14 protein-coding genes and 1 pseudogene are annotated in these 16,753 nt (G+C 44.3%); 11 read left to right on the plus strand and 4 right to left on the minus strand.

Annotation, left to right across the window (positions count from 1 at the left end):
• Positions 1–469, plus strand: a 469-nt coding sequence (locus tag FC14_RS01875; protein WP_478211994.1) for a nuclease/transposase family protein, incomplete at its 5' end; no start/stop codon positions are given.
• Between the two features lie 248 nt (positions 470–717).
• On the opposite strand, the gene FC14_RS01880 is transcribed toward FC14_RS01875, so the two are convergent.
• Together FC14_RS01880 and FC14_RS01885 are read right to left on the minus strand one after the other, a co-directional pair.
• Positions 718–1,578 carry an NAD(P)-dependent oxidoreductase gene (locus FC14_RS01880; RefSeq protein WP_056976076.1) on the minus strand — a complete coding sequence of 287 codons (861 nt, stop codon included), beginning with the start codon at positions 1,576–1,578 and terminating at the stop codon, positions 718–720.
• 69 nt (positions 1,579–1,647) lie between these two features.
• A complete protein-coding gene (locus tag FC14_RS01885; RefSeq protein WP_050611404.1) occupies positions 1,648–1,956 on the minus strand; it encodes an ArsR/SmtB family transcription factor in 309 nt (102 codons plus the stop codon).
• Positions 1,957–2,115: 159 nt separating this feature from the next.
• Between FC14_RS01885 and FC14_RS01890 the strand changes: the two genes are divergently transcribed.
• The 4 genes and pseudogenes from FC14_RS01890 to FC14_RS01905 all read left to right on the plus strand — a co-directional run bounded on the left by FC14_RS01890 (position 2,116) and on the right by FC14_RS01905 (position 6,647).
• Positions 2,116–3,975: a heavy metal translocating P-type ATPase gene (locus tag FC14_RS01890; RefSeq protein WP_056976078.1), complete on the plus strand. Its 1,860-nt coding sequence runs from the start codon at positions 2,116–2,118 to the stop codon at positions 3,973–3,975.
• 216 nt (positions 3,976–4,191) lie between these two features.
• A pseudogene (locus FC14_RS01895) lies at positions 4,192–5,109 on the plus strand (BMP family lipoprotein).
• Between the two features lie 42 nt (positions 5,110–5,151).
• Positions 5,152–6,030, plus strand: coding sequence for an endonuclease/exonuclease/phosphatase family protein (locus FC14_RS01900; RefSeq protein WP_056976080.1), 879 nt, complete (start codon positions 5,152–5,154; stop codon positions 6,028–6,030).
• Positions 6,031–6,071: 41 nt separating this feature from the next.
• A complete protein-coding gene (locus FC14_RS01905) occupies positions 6,072–6,647 on the plus strand; it encodes a DJ-1 family glyoxalase III (RefSeq protein ID WP_056976082.1) in 576 nt (191 codons plus the stop codon).
• Positions 6,648–6,707: 60 nt separating this feature from the next.
• Here the strand turns inward: FC14_RS01905 and FC14_RS01910 are convergent, their stop codons facing one another.
• Both FC14_RS01910 and FC14_RS01915 read right to left on the minus strand, forming a co-directional pair.
• Positions 6,708–7,883: an MFS transporter gene (locus FC14_RS01910; protein WP_056976084.1), complete on the minus strand. Its 1,176-nt coding sequence runs from the start codon at positions 7,881–7,883 to the stop codon at positions 6,708–6,710.
• A 7-nt stretch (positions 7,884–7,890) separates the two neighbouring features.
• Complete coding sequence (locus FC14_RS01915) at positions 7,891–8,256, minus strand: PaaI family thioesterase (protein ID WP_056976086.1); 366 nt, start codon at positions 8,254–8,256, stop codon at positions 7,891–7,893.
• Between the two features lie 84 nt (positions 8,257–8,340).
• On the opposite strand from FC14_RS01915, the gene menB reads away from it, so the two are divergent.
• The 6 genes from menB to cydC all read left to right on the plus strand — a co-directional run bounded on the left by menB (position 8,341) and on the right by cydC (position 16,721).
• Positions 8,341–9,162: a 1,4-dihydroxy-2-naphthoyl-CoA synthase gene (gene menB / locus FC14_RS01920; RefSeq protein ID WP_056976095.1), complete on the plus strand. Its 822-nt coding sequence runs from the start codon at positions 8,341–8,343 to the stop codon at positions 9,160–9,162.
• A 5-nt stretch (positions 9,163–9,167) separates the two neighbouring features.
• Positions 9,168–10,592, plus strand: a complete 1,425-nt coding sequence (locus FC14_RS01925; RefSeq protein WP_056976098.1) for an o-succinylbenzoate--CoA ligase — start codon at positions 9,168–9,170, stop codon at positions 10,590–10,592.
• Positions 10,593–10,818: 226 nt separating this feature from the next.
• On the plus strand, positions 10,819–12,240 hold the full coding sequence (locus FC14_RS01930; RefSeq protein ID WP_050611395.1) for a cytochrome ubiquinol oxidase subunit I: 1,422 nt from the start codon (positions 10,819–10,821) through the stop codon (positions 12,238–12,240).
• A complete protein-coding gene (gene cydB / locus FC14_RS01935; protein WP_056976100.1) occupies positions 12,241–13,269 on the plus strand; it encodes a cytochrome d ubiquinol oxidase subunit II in 1,029 nt (342 codons plus the stop codon).
• A complete protein-coding gene (gene cydD / locus FC14_RS01940; RefSeq protein ID WP_056976101.1) occupies positions 13,259–14,980 on the plus strand; it encodes a thiol reductant ABC exporter subunit CydD in 1,722 nt (573 codons plus the stop codon). The genes cydB and cydD overlap by 11 nt, the downstream gene beginning before the upstream one ends.
• A complete protein-coding gene (gene cydC, locus FC14_RS01945; protein ID WP_056976103.1) occupies positions 14,973–16,721 on the plus strand; it encodes a thiol reductant ABC exporter subunit CydC in 1,749 nt (582 codons plus the stop codon). The genes cydD and cydC overlap by 8 nt, the downstream gene beginning before the upstream one ends.
• Positions 16,722–16,753: the final 32 nt, after the last annotated feature.

A 16,753-nucleotide genomic window follows, 5' to 3' on the forward strand; every position in this document is an offset into this window, starting at 1 on the left:
CAACGTCGCTCAACGGGCTAAGTATTATCACGCCTTGATGACCAACCACATGTTAACAGCCGGTGAGAACTACCAAAGTTTAAAGGAGACCTACGTTATCTTCTTGTGTCCCTTTAACCCCCTTATTACTGAGCAACAACGAGCGGTTGGGCACTATCAGATGATTTTTGAAGAAGGAGATTACTTAAATGATGGGACCCACACCTTGATTTTAAACGCCAGTGGTGATTGTGAAGGCGTCAGTGATGAACTCAAAGGAATTTTTCAGTTAGTATTGAGGCAGCCGGCGTCATTTGGCCAGTTAGGAGCGCAAATTATGGATAAGATTGATGAAATTAAGCACAGTAAGACAGGAGGGCGCAAGTATATGGAACTAACAGGAGCATTTTGGCAGGACGCCAGAAACGAAGGTCGAAAAGAAGGAAAAAAGCAGGTATTAAGATTGGTGAACGTCGTGGTAAAAAGGTAGGTCGTGAGGAAGGACGCAAGGAAGGAACTGACGAAGCGATTATCAAGTTAATCCTCAAGTTAATCCCGGACCTGGTTGCCCTAACCAATGACCGTCAGGCCGTCATCAAAATCTTGATGACTAAGATGAATCTAAGTCAAGAACAAGCAGGCCATGGCAGCGGGTCAAAAAGGAAAGTAAGTGTTCTTCTTAGCAGGAGCAAACTAAAAGGTCACCTCTAGCAGCGCTAGTTGGTGGCCTTATTAGCTTTAATTGTAGCTATTAATTAACCCTTGTGTTCCTTGGTCGCCAAGCTTGCAATCATCAACCATTACTTGGTAGAGGCGTTTGGCTTCCTTAGTGGCTGGTAAATCAAGGTTCATTGCTGCGGATTCTTCAAGTGCAATTCTTAAATCCTTTAAGAAATGACGGGAGAAAAATCCCGGTTTGAAGTCGCCGGCTAAAATCCGCGGACCGTAGTTGGATAAGCTCCAGTTAGCCGCTGAGCCTTTGGAGACCGTTTCGAGAACCTTCTTAGGGTCGAGGCCAGCTTTTTTAGCATACAGCAACATTTCAGTTAAGCCGGTCATGGTGCCAGCAATCATGATTTGGTTAGCCATCTTGGTGTGTTGTCCGCTGCCGGCGGGACCGAAGTAGTTAACTGCTTGACCAATTTGGTTGAAAATTGGTTCAACCTTAGTGAAGGTTGCCTCAGCGCCCCCAACCATAATAGTTAGGGTGGCATTTTTGGCTCCCACGTCTCCACCGGAAACAGGCGCATCTAAGACTTCAATCCCTAATTTTTTGCCTGCAGCATAGAGTTTAGCCGCTAATTTTGGCTTGCTAGTAGTTAAGTCGACTGCAATTTTACCCGTGGCTAGGCCAGCAAAGACTCCATCGTCACTAAAGTAGACATTTTCTACATCGCTAGGCATTCCGACCATAGTAAAAACCAGGTCGCTTCTAGTTGCAACTTCCTTAGGGCTGGCAGCCCACTTAGCTCCGAGGGCGACCAGGTTATCGGTCTTGGCCTTAGTCCGATTGTAGACGGTTAGGTTGTGACCGGCTTTAATCAAATTTTGGGAAATAGCGTTACCCATTACTCCGGTACCAATAAAACCAATTTGCATAAAAATACCTCCCATAATTAAAGTGCTTACAACTTAATTATAGGAGGATAAATTTAGTAAAACAAATAACTAATCTTCACTGATGTGTTCTTTAACTTGCCTAAAAATCATGATGATGTGCTCATCGGCTAGCTGGTAGTTGACTTTTTGACCAGCGCGAATGCCTTTAACAAGACCAGTTTGGCGTAAGATTTTTAATTGGTGGGAGATAGCAGATTGTGAAAGACCGATAGCTGTGGCAATTTCTGTGACCGAGAGCGTCTTATTGAAGAGTAAGTATAAAATGCGGTAGCGGGTCTGATCGCCAAAGGCTTTAAAGATTTCTACACTCCGTTCGGTTTCTTCATCGGTTGGCAAGAAGTGGTTGCTTTTTTCCATATGATTTAGATTAAACCTTTCTAAATTAGTGATTAAACTAATTTTACGTCAAAAAATTTCTAGGCGCAAATAAGACTATTGACTTACCTGCAAGCGGTGTTATACTTTAGTTAGATATATGAGCATGTGTTCATAAGTTTAGGTAAAGGGGGGCTAAAAATGGTACTAACATTCGAGCAATTAACTAAAGAGGAACGACTTGATTTAAGTCAGATTGGCTTAAGCCTGCTCTTAGTGGTGTTAGCGCGGTTTTGTCTTGGGGACACGCAGTTGGCAGTCATTGTTTACATAGGGGCTTATTTAGTAGCCGGGTTTCAAATTATCGTAACGGCCGCTAAAAATATTTGGCAGGGAGATTGGTTTGACGAAAATTTCCTAATGACGCTAGCAACATTGGGGGCGCTTTTGATTAAGCAATACCCAGAAGCCTGCGCCGTGATGATTTTCTACCGGTTGGGAGAGTTTTTTCAGGAACGAGCGGTTGCCAAGTCGCAACGGGCGATTACGTCTTTACTAGACTTGCGACCTGACTTTGCGAGACTGGCGGGTCAAAGTGAGCAGATTGATCCTGCCCAGGTAAAGGTTGGCCAAGTAATTTCAGTCTTACCAGGTGAACGAATCCCCCTAGATGGGATTGTTACCCAGGGAACAGCTTACCTCGATACCGCTGCCTTGACAGGGGAGTCTAAGCCAAGACCAGTAACTGTAGGGCAAGAAGTTTTAAGCGGGATGGTGGTACTATCTAGCAGTATCGAACTGCGGGTTACTAAGAGTTTTGGTCAGAGTACGGTTTCCAAGTTGTTGGACCTAGTCCAAAACAGCAGTCAGCAAAAGGCTCAGACTGAAAACTTCATCCGCCGGTTTGCCAAGCGTTATACTCCGGTAGTGGTGCTATTAGCCCTAGTCTTGGCCCTCCTTGGCCCCTTAGTTAGCGGGGGACCATTCCAAACTTGGCTTTATAGGGCCTGTGTTTTTTTGGTAATTTCTTGTCCCTGTGCTTTGGTAATCTCAATTCCCCTGGGCTTTTTCGGTGGAATCGGAGCAGCTTCACGTGCAGGGGTACTGATTAAGGGCAGTAATTACCTAGAAGCCCTAACCAAGGTGACAACGATTGTTTATGATAAAACGGGCACCCTAACGGAGGGAAAATTTAAGGTAAGTCAAGTTTTACCGGTTGAACCGGACCAAGCTGAAAAGCTAATCACCCTAGCAGCGCTAGCGGAAAAGGATTCACCTCACCCTGTTGCCCAGGCAATCGTTGCTAATTTCCCGGGAAATATTGCCACTTATAAAGTCGATCAAGTCGAACAACTGGTAGGTCTAGGTGTAAAGGCCCTTTATGAAGGCCACACGATTTTCTTGGGTAATGCTTGCTTGATGGAAAAACAAAAGATAGCCTACCAAGCTGTGGCTGCCCCCCAAGCCACTGTCTGTTACCTAGCATATGATGGTGTTTACCTAGGTGCAATCTTAGTCGCTGACGAATTGAAGAAGACCACCAAGCAAGCTTTAGCCAATTTGAAGCAACTAGGCATTAAGCAGCAGTTGATGCTGACTGGAGATAACCAGCAGGTAGCAACTAAGGTGGCAAGTGAGTTGGGGATTGGCGTCAAAAGTGAGCTCCTTCCGCAAGCAAAGGTTGCTGAAGTGGCTAAGCTAAAAGAACAGCTCAGTCCAACGGAGAAGTTGGCCTTTGTTGGCGACGGCTTAAATGATACCCCAGTTTTAAAACAAGCTGACATCGGAATTGCGATGGGAGCCTTGGGGTCGGATGCAGCTATCGAGGCAGCTGACATTGTCTTAATGAACGATGAGTTGCTAACGTTGACCCAGGCAATTTTGATTGCACGTAAGACTAAACGGATTGTATGGGAAAATATCAGCTTTGCCTTAATCATTAAGGCTTTGTTCTTACTACTAGGTTTATTTGGGTTAACGACGATGTGGGTGGCTGTTTTTGCTGACGTAGGGGTAACCTTGTTGGCAGTAGCCAATGCGTTAAGGTTAGTCTTAAAGTAAATGAGTTGAAAATCCTCACCTTTCTCTATAAACTTGGCCGATTATTTAGTATAATCAAGTTAAGTATTCGGCTGTAAGCGAATTCGGAAGGTGGGGTGTTTTTGTGTGAAAAAGATTGTGACAATAATTGTTGGGTTAGTGTTATTAGGAGTGGTTTTTTGGTTTGGGGTTGTCTATTCAAATAACCGCAATCACAAGCAAATCCCAACGGTAGCTATGGTTACCGACGGGGGCGGTGTCGAAGATGGTTCCTTTAACGCTGCGACTTGGAAAGGGTTAGTAGAATGGGGTAAGGAACATCATGTAGCTAAGGGACCAAATGGTTATACCTATGCGCAGTCCCTTTCCGATGCTGACTTTTTCCCTAATATGGATAAGTTGGTCAAAAAGGGATATAACACGATTATTGCGACTGGCTACCGCTTAACGGATGCGATTAAAAAAGCTTCCCAAAAGTATCCGGATACTAACTTTGTGATGATTGATACCGTAGTTAAGCGTCCTAATGTGGCATCGGTTCAATTTAGGGATAACGAGGCAGCTTTTTTGGCAGGCGTAGCCGCTGCTTAGACTAGTAAATCCAAGCAGGTCGGCTTTATCGGGGGGACCGATAGTCTGGTTATGGCTGTCTTTTACAAAGGTTTTGTTCAAGGAGTACATACTGTTGACCCTAATATTAGGATTAATAAAAAGTACGTGGGCACTTTTTCCCAGCCTAGAATTGGCCAGTCTTTGGCCGCAGCGATGTATGATAACGGAGTTGATGTTATTTACACTGTAGCAGGCGGTTCTGGTGAAGGGGCCTTTACTGCTGCCAAGGCGGTAAGAAAGAACCTTGGACGTACGGTTTGGGTAATTGGAGTTGACCAAGATCAAAGCGAGCTGGGCGAGTATGACGGTGGTAACGTCACCCTAGCCTCGACTATAAAGCGGGTTGATGTTGCGGTTAAAGATATGGCTAACAAGGCGATGACTAAGAAATTTCCTGGAGGCAAGACAATCTATTATGATCTTAGCGACCGTGGGGTGGACATCGTTAATACTAGCTTGCCTAAAAGTACCTGGAAGTTAATCCAATCATACAAACAGCAAATTATAGCCGGGCAAATTAAGGTGGCGGGTCGGCAAAGTTAGGTCTGTCACTAAAAATTAATCTAAGCAAACGAGGTTTATTCTATGCGAATCTTAACGTTAAATTGTCACTCACTGTTAGAGTATGAAGTCAATGAACAGATTCAAGAGTTAGTTGATTTTGTTGTTAGGGAATCTGTTACAATCATTGCGCTACAAGAGGCTAGTCAGTCAATGAAAAGTCCACTTCTTTCACAGACTGAGCTATTGGGCAGTGGTTTTGTTCCTCCTAGTGAAAGTGATGTACCTGTTAAGGTGGACAATTTTGCCTATTTATTAGTAAGAGCGCTTAGGAGAGTTAAGTTAAAATTTGCTTGGTCATGGACGGCCAGTCACGTTGGTTATGATAAGTTGGATGAAGGTATCGCCCTGCTTAGTTTGAAGCCACTGCAAGCAGTCCATGCTCCTGTAATCGTAGCTAAGCCAGAATTTGCGAGTTATCAAGATTACCGCCGGCGGAAGCTATTGCTAGCCAAGCTTGCTGGCAGCGGTAACCTAACAATCGCTACCGGACACTTTGATGGCTGGCAGGCCGAGATTTTTGAAGCGGAGTGGCAACAAGCGTTGAGTCACTTTGATTTGAAAGAACCAGTCTATTTAATGGGTGACTTAAATGTCGATGCTGAACAAAATGATTGCAGTTATCAAAAAATCTGTCAATCCTTCCAGGATACCTATGAATTAGCAGTCGCTAAGGGTGATGGGCTAACAGTTCGTGGGGCGATTGATGGTTGGGAAGATAGTCAAGTTGGAAAAAGAATCGACTATATTTTAACGACCGCTAGTAATGAGGTGCTTTCTAGTCGTGTTTGCTTCGACGGCCAAGATTCAGCCCGCATCTCAGATCATGCCGGCATCATCGTTGAGGTAGCAGATACCCCTAGTTTAGCTACAGTCAAAAAACGTCAACATTATACTGCTTAGTGTTAGAATTAAAGTTGAATTAATTTACAGGAGGGATTTTAATGGCAAAGAAAATTGCAGTTATGATTGCAGATGGTTGTGAAGAAATCGAAGCCTTAACACCAGTCGATGTCTTACGGCGGCTAGGCCAAGACGTTGATATGGTAGGGTTAAAGGATCTAGCAGTAACAGGTGCCCACCAAATCAAGTTGACCTGCGATAAAGTTTTAGACGATAGTCTCCTTGATTATGACATGGTGGTCTTACCCGGTGGTTACCAAGGGGCTCAGAATTTGCGCAACAGCGACCAGTTAATGGCGCTAATGCAAAAACGGAACCAAGCCGGTAAGTGGAATGCAGCCATGTGTGCAGCGCCTATGGCCTTTGCTAGGTACGGTTTATTAAATGACAGTGATTATACTTGTTATCCAGAGATGGAAAAAGAATTTGCAAGTGACGTAACTAATGGTCGGCACCATGAAGACATTGTAGTCGTTGATTCGTCCAAGCATATCATCACTAGCCGGGGGCCTGCAACCGCCTTGGCATATGCTTATAAAATTGCTGAGGTCCTCGGAGTAGACCCAGCCCCTCAAAAAGAGGCCATGCTTTATAATTTCTTGGCAACTAATATTTAAGTTTAATGAATAATAGCCCTAGCTTGCGGTGAGTCTGCAAGCTAGGGCTATTGTTTTTTATTAGTTCTTAATAAAGAAGCTACTGATGAAGGCCAGTAGGGCCCATAAGACTAGGCAGAAGAAGGCGGCAGTAAAGGAGCCACCGCTAAGTTGGACGACTGCCCCAATCATGATAGGGGCGAGGAAGCCGCCTAGTTGTCCCCCGAAGTTAACTAACCCAATCGAAGCACCGTAGTTTTTGAGGTTAGGCGTTTGGGCAATGTAAGCAAAGCAGCTTGTGAAAGCTAGGGCTTTGAAGAAGAAGGTCAGCACTTCACAGACAATTACCCAGGTTAGAGCAGTGGCTTGGTACATCCCAAACATAAAAATTAATGTTCCTAAGGTGCTGAGGGCAATTAGGAGCTTAGCTTGGTTTTTAAAGAGGTGAACTAGTAAAAAGCCGCTGATTAAGGCCGCAATCCCACCGGCAATTGTAGGTAGGGGGACCAACCAGGCGATATTTTTGAGGTTTAAATGCCGTTTGGCTAGCAAATAAGTCGGCATCCAGGTATCTAACCCCTTGGTCACGACATTAAGGCTCAGGCCGATAATGATGAAACTGATGATTTTAGCGTCGGCTTGCTTCAAGCTTAGCTTTTGTTTAGGTGCGCTTGAAATGGAAAATGTTTGGCTAAAGGGCCGTTCGTAGTAACAGTAACTTCCTAGGATAAGAAGCCCCAGTAAGCCTAAGGCAAAAAAGGCGCCCCGCCAGGACCACTGACCGATGGCAAAGGTAATTAAAAAGGGCGCGATGGTTGCTCCGGCATAGTTGGATGACAGGGTGATGCTGGTAGCCTGTGAGCGTTTAGACTTTGGATAGGTTTCAGAAATTTGCTTTAAAGCTGCGGCTGGATAAGGACCCTCGGCTAAGCCAAAGGCAAACCTAATAATCAATAGGGAAAGTAAAGACCAGGCCAGCCCGGTGGCAATGGTGAGTAGTGACCACAAGCCTAGGGTGAAGGCGACCATTTTCTTACTACCTAGTTTATCGACTAGCCAGCCACCCGGGATTTGCATGAGGGAATAGCTGAAGAAAAAGGCGCTGGCTAGGCTGCCTAAAGCGGTGGGACTTAGGTGGAAGTCTTTGCCGATATAGGCAAGTGAGATATTTAACACGGAGCGGTCGATGAACAGCAGCATATAAGCTAGGTAGATTAAGCTTAAGGTTATTAGACGACTAGTACTTTTTTTATTCATGGTAAAACTACTTTCTATTAATTTTTAAGGTAATGGTTGAAAAGCTGGTTACAGTTTGATTGAGGTAAGTTTTTGCTTGCCAAACATGAATTGTTCGTCCAAGCGAAAGGGGGCTTGCGATTACGGTGAGTGTTTTTCCAGCTTGAGCAGCCTTTAAATGGTGGGTCGTAATGTCGAGTCCCACGGGGAATTGGTCAGGTTGACAGTAGAGGTTAGCCCCTAGGCTAGCGGCACTTTCTGCCAAGACGGCGTTTAGACCACCATGAAGGAGGCCATAAGGTTGGAGGTGCTTAGGCTTGATGGGCATGGTTAAGCGGACCTCGGTTTTAGAGAGCAACTCTTGGTTAATCTCTAATTCTTCTAATAAATTCATGGTATCACCCCTTAAATATATTGCTAACAATGTTATAATAAGAGCGGTTCAATTATAACATTTTTGTAAGGATGTGGATTATAAATGTCAAATGTAACTTGGGAAAAAATCAAAGATTATTCTGAAATTATTTTTGAACGGATAGGAAAGATTGCCAAGATTACCATGAACCGGCCGGAAAAACTTAACGCCTTCACCCCGGTAACGGTTCAAGAGATGATTGACGCTTTTACTATTTGTCGCGACGATAGTTCGATTGGGGTCATCATTTTAACTGGGGCTGGCGATAAGGCCTTTTCATCCGGGGGTGACCAAAGTGTCCGTGGAAACGGGGGCTACGTTGGCCCAGATAAGATTGCCCGCCTAAACGTTTTAGATTTGCAACACCTAATTAGAATTATCCCTAAACCAGTGATTGCCATGGTTAAAGGCTGGTCCGTCGGGGGCGGTAACATCTTACAGTTAGTCTGTGACTTAACCTTGGCTGCCGACAACGCTAAGTTTGGTCAAACCGGTCCTAAAGTAGGAAGCTTTGATGCAGGTTACGGTTCAGGTTACCTAGCACGGGTAATTGGGCACAAGCGGGCTAAGGAAGTATGGTTCTTAAACCACTTCTACACGGCTCAAGAAGCCTATGAAATGAATTGGATTAATAAGGTGGTTCCACTTGCAGACTTGGAAAAAGTTACCTTAGAGTGGTGCCATGAAATTTTGAAGAAGTCACCAACGGCAATCCGCTTTATTAAGGCGGCCATGAATGCAGATACGGACGGCTTGGCCGGTTTACAGCAATTTGCAGGGGATGCCACCATGCTCTTTTACACTACTGATGAAGGTAAGGAAGGGCGCGATGCCTTTAATGAAAAGCGCGAACCAGACTTTGATCAATTCCCTAAGTTTCCTTAAAATAAATGGAAAACTGGCTCAAAAAAAGAATTGCTTTAAGTCCCACTAAACTAGCAGTGGTCACCCCAGAAACTAAGCTCACCTTCAGGGAATTGGGCGACTTGGTTTCTAAGCAGATGGGCTTACTGGCAAAGCTTGTCAAGAAGGGGACGCACGTTGGGGTGTTGACCAATAATAATTTGACGGGTTACAGCTTAATCTTGGCGCTGCAACAACTAGGCTGTGTTATTGTCCTTCTCAATAAACGCCTAGCTGCGCCGGAACTTCAATATCAGCTAGCAGACGCTGAGGTGGAACTATTAATTTACGAAGATGACTTAGCGTTGGTAGACCTAACGGGGCTTGAGATGGTAAGCTTTAGTGAACTTGCTAACCAGACTAGCGAAGCTTGCCAAGGCCTAGCAGAATTTAAGCCTGATGAAGTCACTACGATTATGTATACCTCGGGGACGAGTGGTCGGCCTAAAGGGGTCTGCCAAACCTATAATAACCACCTCTACTCAGCGTTGGGTTCGGCCTTGAATCTTGGCTTAACTACTGAGGATAACTGGCTATGTGTGGCGCCTTTATTTCATATTAGTGGCCTGTCAATTATGATGCGGTCACTGATTTATGGCATGACGGTGACCCTGTTACCTAAGTTTGACGCTGACGAGGTAATGCGGTATTTAGTGGCAGCAGATATTACCGCGATTTCAGTGGTGCCAACCATGTTAAAGCAACTACTAGCACTGGGGCAATCTAGTTTGAATCCAGCCTTTCGCTTCTTCTTACTAGGTGGGGGACCAATTGATAAACCTAGCTTAGAAAAATGTCAGGCACAAGGGTGGCCGGTAATTCAGTCTTATGGGATGACGGAAACAGCGTCTCAGGTTGTGGCCTTAAGTTTTAATGACGCTGCTAACCACCTCGGTTCCGCGGGCAAACCGCACTTTTTCATCCAGTTAAAATTCGCTAGTGACGGGGAGATTATGCTTAAAGGTCCTAATATTAGCCCAGGTTACTATCACCAGGCATTAAAAAACCAGCGGACCTTTGTTGACGGTTGGTTTAAAACCGGAGACATCGGGAGTTTAGATCAAGATGGCTACCTGTATGTAAAGGGGCGGAAGGGTGACATGATTATTTCCGGGGGAGAAAATATCTTCCCACGGGAAATTGAGGATTGTTACCTTAAACTGGCTGCGGTGGCAGAGATAGTGGTTGCTGCTAAGGAAGATGCTAAGTGGGGCCAGGTGCCGGTGGCGTTTATAAAATTAAAAGAGGATATTTCCCGGGAAAAGTTAGTGACCTATGGTCGTAAGTTCCTGGCCCACTATAAGGTGCCCAAGGAATTCTATCTAGTTACCGACTATCCCCGGACTGCCAGTGGGAAAATTCAGCGCTATAAATTACTGGCGCAGTTGGCAAAACTACAAAAAATTGTCTAAAATTTAAAATTCTTAGTAAATCTTTGGAAAAATTTAAATGTAGGCGTATACTTCAAGTGTAGACTAATTTGTGACGTGCAACTTAATTTTAAGTTGGACGCAACAATTAAGGATATGTTAAAATCTAGCTTGGTTTAAGGTAACTAGGATGAAACTGTGCACTTGTTTGCTTATTTATAGCCTAGTTACCGTTTAAGAATGTAAATTAAAACGGGAGGGGATTTCTATGAGTATTGTGACTTTGGCACGCTTCCAATTTGCGATGACGACTATTTTCCACTTTTTCTTCGTACCTTTTACAATCGGTACGGCTCTAGCAGTCGCAATTATGGAACTTTGTTATGTTAAAACAAATAATGAAGAGTATAAGAAATTAACCAAGTTCTGGGGTAATATCATGCTCTTGAGTTTTGCGGTGGGGGTTGTGACCGGGATTATCCAAGAATTCCAATTCGGGATGAACTGGTCTGATTACTCACGGTTTGTTGGTGATATTTTTGGGGCACCATTGGCTGTTGAAGCATTGTTAGCCTTCTTCATGGAATCAACATTCTTAGGTTTATGGATGTTTACTTGGGATAAGGTCGGCAAGAAGCTACACGCAACTTTTATTTGGTTGGTAGTAGCAGGGTCAATGTTGTCTGCAATGTGGATTTTAGCCGCTAATAGTTTCATGCAACACCCAGTTGGATACACTATCCGTCATGGCCGGGCCGAAATGACCGACTTTTTAGCACTTATTACTAACTCACAGTTCTTCTATGAATATGGGCACGTAATTACCGGGGCAATTACCATGGGTGGGATTATTGTCGCTGGTTTGGCTGCCTTTAGATTGTTGAAGAAGGACAAGTTATCGGCTACAACTACTAACCTTTACAAGAAATCAGTGCGTTTGGGCTTAGTGATTTCATTAATCGGTTCAATTTCCGTAATGGGGATTGGTGACTTACAAATGAAAGCCTTACTTAACGACCAACCAATGAAGTTTGCCGCTATGGAAGGTGACTACAAGGATTCTGGCGACCCAGCTGCTTGGACAGTGGTTGCTTGGGCTAACGAAGCCAAACACGAAGAAGTCTTTGGGGTTAAGATTCCTTACATGTTAAGTATCCTTTCTTACGGCAAGCCATCCGGTTCAGTTAAAGGGATGGATACCGTTAATAAGGAATTAACGGCTAAATATGGTAAGCGTAACTACTATCCAATGGTTAACACGCTGTTCTATAGTTTCCGTTTGATGGCGGCCTTCGGGGTCTTGATGTTCTTAGTATCTGCTTTAGGACTCTTCTTCACACGCAAGAAGAATCCAATCTTGTATGAGAAGAAGTGGATGCTATGGATTATGGGTCTGACAACCTTTGCCCCATTCCTAGCTAACACTTTTGGGTGGATGATTACCGAATTTGGTCGTTACCCATGGACTGTTTATGGTTTATTTACCATCCAACAAAGTGTGTCACCAAATGTTTCTGTGACCTCATTACTAATTTCTAACACGGTTTACTTCTTGCTCTTTACTTCCTTAGCAATCACGATGATTGGCTTAGTGGTTAGAGAATTGAAGAAGGGGCCGGAATATGAAGAAGAACAATTGCGGGCAGTAACTAATGCTTCAGTTGATCCATTTGATAAGGGGGCGTTTTAGATGAGTGGTTTACAATTCTTTTGGTTCTTACTAATCGGCGTCTTATTTTCAGGTTTCTTCTTCCTAGAAGGTTTCGACTACGGGGTAGGGATGGCTGTTCAGTCACTTGCTCACAATGAAGAAGAAAAAGACCAAATCGTTGCGACGATTGGACCGGTTTGGGATGGTAACGAAGTGTGGTTACTAACTGCTGGGGGGGCAATGTTTGCTTCCTTCCCATACTGGTATGCAACTTTATTTAGTGGCTACTACCTCATCTTATTGATTATTCTCTTTGGTTTAATCATTCGGGGGGTATCCTTTGAATTTAGACACAAGGTTCCAGTTGAAAAGAAGCAACGTTGGAACTGGACTTTAAGTATTGGTTCATGCATGGTACCTTTCTTCTTAGGGGTTATGTTTATTAGTATGGTCCAAGGAATGCCAATTGATGCTAACGGCAACATGTCAGCTACCTTTACAGACTACATCAACGTCTTTTCTGTCGTTGGTGGGGTGGCCGTAGTACTTTTGACTTACCTCCACGGCTTGAACTACATTAGTTTGAAAACTGAAGGTCCTGTTAGAGAACGGGCTCGTAACTACGCCCAATTCTTATACTGGGTACTTTACCTAGGCTTGGTAGTCTTTGCGGTCTTACTCTTCTTTATGACCGACTTCTTTAAGCTTCATGCAGCTACAACCTTAATTACTCTAGTAGTCATTGTTTTACTAACAGTGATTGCTCACCTAGCTGTCTTTAAGCGTAAAGAAATGACTGCTTTTATTGCTAGTGGTCTTTCCCTAGTGAGCGTGGTAATCTTGCTCTTCCAAGGGCTCTTCCCACGGGTAATGATCAGCTCACTTGGTTCTAAGTATGACTTATTGATTAAAGATGCTTCATCAACTCCATATACTTTGAAATTGATGTCAATCATTGCAATCACCTTGGTTCCATTTGTATTAGCTTACACTGTGTGGGCATACTACATCTTTAGAAAACGGATTAAGCAACCAGTCATTGTAACGGGGGAAAATAATGGTCGATAAAGCGATTATGCGCTTGTCGGGTATTCAGAAATTAATGGGATTGCTTGCGGGGCTTGATGTCTTGCAAGCTTTCTTTATTATCGGACAAGCTTACTACTTGAGTAGTGCAATTACCGGCCTATGGTCGGGTGAAAGTTTAACAACACAAGGTCCGGCAATTGGGCTATTTGTCCTCTGCTATTTAGGCCGGCACCTAATCAATTACTTCAAGGATGAACGGCTAGATAGTTACGCTGCAACGCAAGCGCGCTTATTACGGCGTCAGTTGCTCACCAAACTCTTTAAGCTCGGACCTCAAATTGTTCAAGAAGAAGGTACCGGGAACGTAATTACCATGGCCTTAGATGGGGTTAGCCAGGTGGAAAATTACTTACACCTGATTTTAAACAAGATGGTCAACATGTCGATTATTCCATGGATTATCCTTGCCTTCGTCTTTTATCTCGATTGGCAATCAGGGCTAGTATTACTGATTGTTTTCCCCTTAATCATCATCTTTATGATTATCTTGGGTTATACGGCTAAGGCTAAGGCGGACCGGCAGTATGAATCCTACCAACGTTTATCTAACCATTTTTTAGATTCATTACGTGGGATTGATACCCTCAAGTTCTTTGGTTTAAGCAAGCGTTACGCTCAAAGCATCTACCGGACCAGTGAAAGTTTCCGCAAGGCAACGATGAGCACCTTAAGGATTGCGATTCTATCTACATTTGCGTTAGACTTCTTCACGACCCTGTCAATCGCGGTGGTAGCTGTCCTGTTAGGATTGCGGTTAATCGACGGGCGGATGGAGCTTTTCCCAGCCCTAACCGCTCTAATCCTAGCGCCGGAGTACTTTTTACCGGTGCGTGACTTTGCTAATGATTACCACGCGACCCTTGACGGTAAAAACGCCATGCAAGCCATTCAAACTATCTTGACTAAAGAGGAAATCAAAAAAGAGCAAGTTAAATTGCCTACTTGGAGTGCGGATTCAGTCCTAGAGCTAAACAATGTAGGGATGGCCTACGGTCAAAAGGAAATCCTAGCGGGGACCAACCTAAAGTTTAAAGGTTACCAAAAGGTGGGGATTATCGGGATGAGTGGTTCCGGTAAATCAACCTTAATCAACCTTTTGAGTGGCTTCTTGCCTGCTAAGGAGGGTCAAATTAAATTGGCCGGTCAAGAGGTAGCTAACTTCGACCAAGCTGATTGGAAAAAGCAGTTACTCTATATTCCCCAAAACCCCTATGTCTTTGAGGGCAGCCTACGGGAGAATTTGACCTTCTATACCCCTAATGCTAGTGAAGCAGATATCCTTGAAGCTATTAAGGTGGTTGGTTTAGACGAGCTCTTAGCTGAACTGCCCCAGGGGTTAGAGACTAAGATTGGAAATGGCGCCCGGGCTTTAAGTGGGGGCCAGGCGCAAAGAATCGCGCTCGCCCGGGCCTTCTTGGATAAACAGCGGCGGGTAATGATTTTTGACGAGCCAACTGCTCACCTAGACATTGAAACTGAACTAGAACTTAAGGAAAAAATGTTGCCGCTAATGGCCAACCGCTTGGTCTTGTTTGCGACCCACCGCCTCCACTGGTTAAATCAAATGGATTTGGTGGTAGTTTTGAATGAAGGTCAAGTCGTTGAAGTGGGACCTTATGCTGAGTTATTAGCCAAAAAGGGTTACCTCTATCAGCTTAAAAATGAAATGGGGGGTGGAGTCAATGAATAAGGTAGCGTTATTTAAGCAACTTCAAGGCGATAAATGGGTGAAGCCCTTTTTGAAACAATATAAGAAAACCTTGTATTTGGCCCTATTTTTAGGGTTCTGCACCTTCTTTTGTGGGGGGGCATTGATGTTTAATTCGGGCTATTTGATCAGTAAGTCGGCCTCACATCCAAGCAATATTTTGTTGGTTTACATTCCGATTGTGCTTACCCGGGCCTTTGGGATTGGCCGCCCAGTATTTCGCTATGTCGAACGCCTAACCAGTCATAACTGGGTTTTAAAGATGACCTCCAACCTACGGGTGAAGCTTTACCGCATCCTAGAGCAAGATGCGATTTTCTTCAAGCGTGATTATAGCCTGGGGGATGTAATGGGGTTGTTGGCCGAAGATATTAACCACCTCCAAAACCTTTATTTACGGACGATTTTTCCGACCGTAATCGCCTGGCTCTTGTACATCTTCATAGTGATTGCCTTAGGCTTTTACTCACTATGGTTTGCGCTTGTCATGCTCTTTTATTTTGGAATTATCCTCATTGTCTTTCCTTTATGGTCAGTGCTAGTTAACGGGGCCCGCCAAAAGCAAGAGAAGGTCCTAAAAAACGAGCTCTACACTAACCTCACCGATAATGTTTTGGGAATTTCAGATTGGATCTTTAGTCAACGGGGCCAAGAGTACGTTGAACTACATGAACAGGCTCAAGCCGACTTGTATGCCGTTCAAGCTAAACTACGGAAATTCAATAACTTGCGGGGCTTATTATTTGAGCTAACCTACGGGGGGATGGCCTTAGTAACCTTGCTATGGGCTAGTGGTCAGTTTGTTGGTGACCACGGGGGCGCAGCCAATTGGATTGCAGCTTTTGTTTTAGCCATCTTTCCTTTAGTCGATGCTTTTGCCGGCCTACCAGCTGCTAGTCAGGAAACCAATGTTTATGCCGACTCGTTAGAACGATTAAATAAACTGCCAGACCAACGGGCGGCTAAAGAAGTCAGTGAGTTGCCACAAGCACCTTATGACTTGATCGTTAAAGACTTATCATTCCAGTATGGTAAAAACCAAAAAGAAGTGCTGACTGATTTGAACTTAACGATTAAACGGGGACAAAAGCTGGCTATTTTAGGGCGGAGTGGTTCTGGTAAGAGTACCTTAGCCAACTTATTACGTGGTGACCTCAAGCCTACCAAGGGCCAAATTACCCTCGGCGGTGTGGATGTCAGTGTCCTAAATGAACAAATGGCTGATTATATTGGGGTCATTCAGCAAGCGCCATATTTATTTAATACGACCTTAATTAACAACGTCCGGTTAGGTAATGAGGATGCTAGCCCTGAGGATGTGTGGGCAGTGCTTGAACGGGTTGGACTTAAGAAGATGGTAGCTAGTTTACCAAAAGGCTTAGAGACAATGGTCGATGAAGCCGGCCTCCGCTTTTCTGGCGGGGAACGGCACCGCTTGGCTCTAGCTAGGATCTTACTTCAAGATACCCCGATTGTCCTCTTAGATGAGCCGACAGTTGGGCTAGACCCAGTAACGGAGCAGGCCCTAATTACGACCTTTATGGAACAGTTACAGGGCAAAACCTTGATTTGGATTACCCACCATTTGAAGGGAATCGAACAAGTAGATAAAGTAATCTTTATTGAGGATGGTCAGCTAGAGATGGAAGGTAGTCCAGAAGAATTGGCTAAGACCAGTCCTCGCTACCAAAAGCTAAAGGCGATTGATGACGGGCGCCTTTAAACTAAAAGTCACGCATGGAGATTCATGCGTGA

Origin of the sequence: Ligilactobacillus agilis DSM 20509 (assembly GCF_001436215.1) — a bacterium.
Taxonomy (GTDB): domain Bacteria; phylum Bacillota; class Bacilli; order Lactobacillales; family Lactobacillaceae; genus Ligilactobacillus; species Ligilactobacillus agilis.

Bases quoted from the DNA above. Each gene is read 5' to 3' on its own strand.
- FC14_RS01880 (WP_056976076.1), bottom strand. From the start codon at position 1,578: ATGCAAATTGGTTTTATTGGTACCGGAGTAATGGGTAACGCTATTTCC.
- FC14_RS01885 (WP_050611404.1), bottom strand. From the start codon at position 1,956: ATGGAAAAAAGCAACCACTTCTTGCCAACCGATGAAGAAACCGAACGG.
- FC14_RS01890 (WP_056976078.1), top strand. From the start codon at position 2,116: ATGGTACTAACATTCGAGCAATTAACTAAAGAGGAACGACTTGATTTA.
- FC14_RS01900 (WP_056976080.1), top strand. From the start codon at position 5,152: ATGCGAATCTTAACGTTAAATTGTCACTCACTGTTAGAGTATGAAGTC.
- FC14_RS01905 (WP_056976082.1), top strand. From the start codon at position 6,072: ATGGCAAAGAAAATTGCAGTTATGATTGCAGATGGTTGTGAAGAAATC.
- FC14_RS01910 (WP_056976084.1), bottom strand. From the start codon at position 7,883: ATGAATAAAAAAAGTACTAGTCGTCTAATAACCTTAAGCTTAATCTAC.
- FC14_RS01915 (WP_056976086.1), bottom strand. From the start codon at position 8,256: ATGAATTTATTAGAAGAATTAGAGATTAACCAAGAGTTGCTCTCTAAA.
- menB (WP_056976095.1), top strand. From the start codon at position 8,341: ATGTCAAATGTAACTTGGGAAAAAATCAAAGATTATTCTGAAATTATT.
- FC14_RS01925 (WP_056976098.1), top strand. From the start codon at position 9,168: ATGGAAAACTGGCTCAAAAAAAGAATTGCTTTAAGTCCCACTAAACTA.
- FC14_RS01930 (WP_050611395.1), top strand. From the start codon at position 10,819: ATGAGTATTGTGACTTTGGCACGCTTCCAATTTGCGATGACGACTATT.
- cydB (WP_056976100.1), top strand. From the start codon at position 12,241: ATGAGTGGTTTACAATTCTTTTGGTTCTTACTAATCGGCGTCTTATTT.
- cydD (WP_056976101.1), top strand. From the start codon at position 13,259: ATGGTCGATAAAGCGATTATGCGCTTGTCGGGTATTCAGAAATTAATG.
- cydC (WP_056976103.1), top strand. From the start codon at position 14,973: ATGAATAAGGTAGCGTTATTTAAGCAACTTCAAGGCGATAAATGGGTG.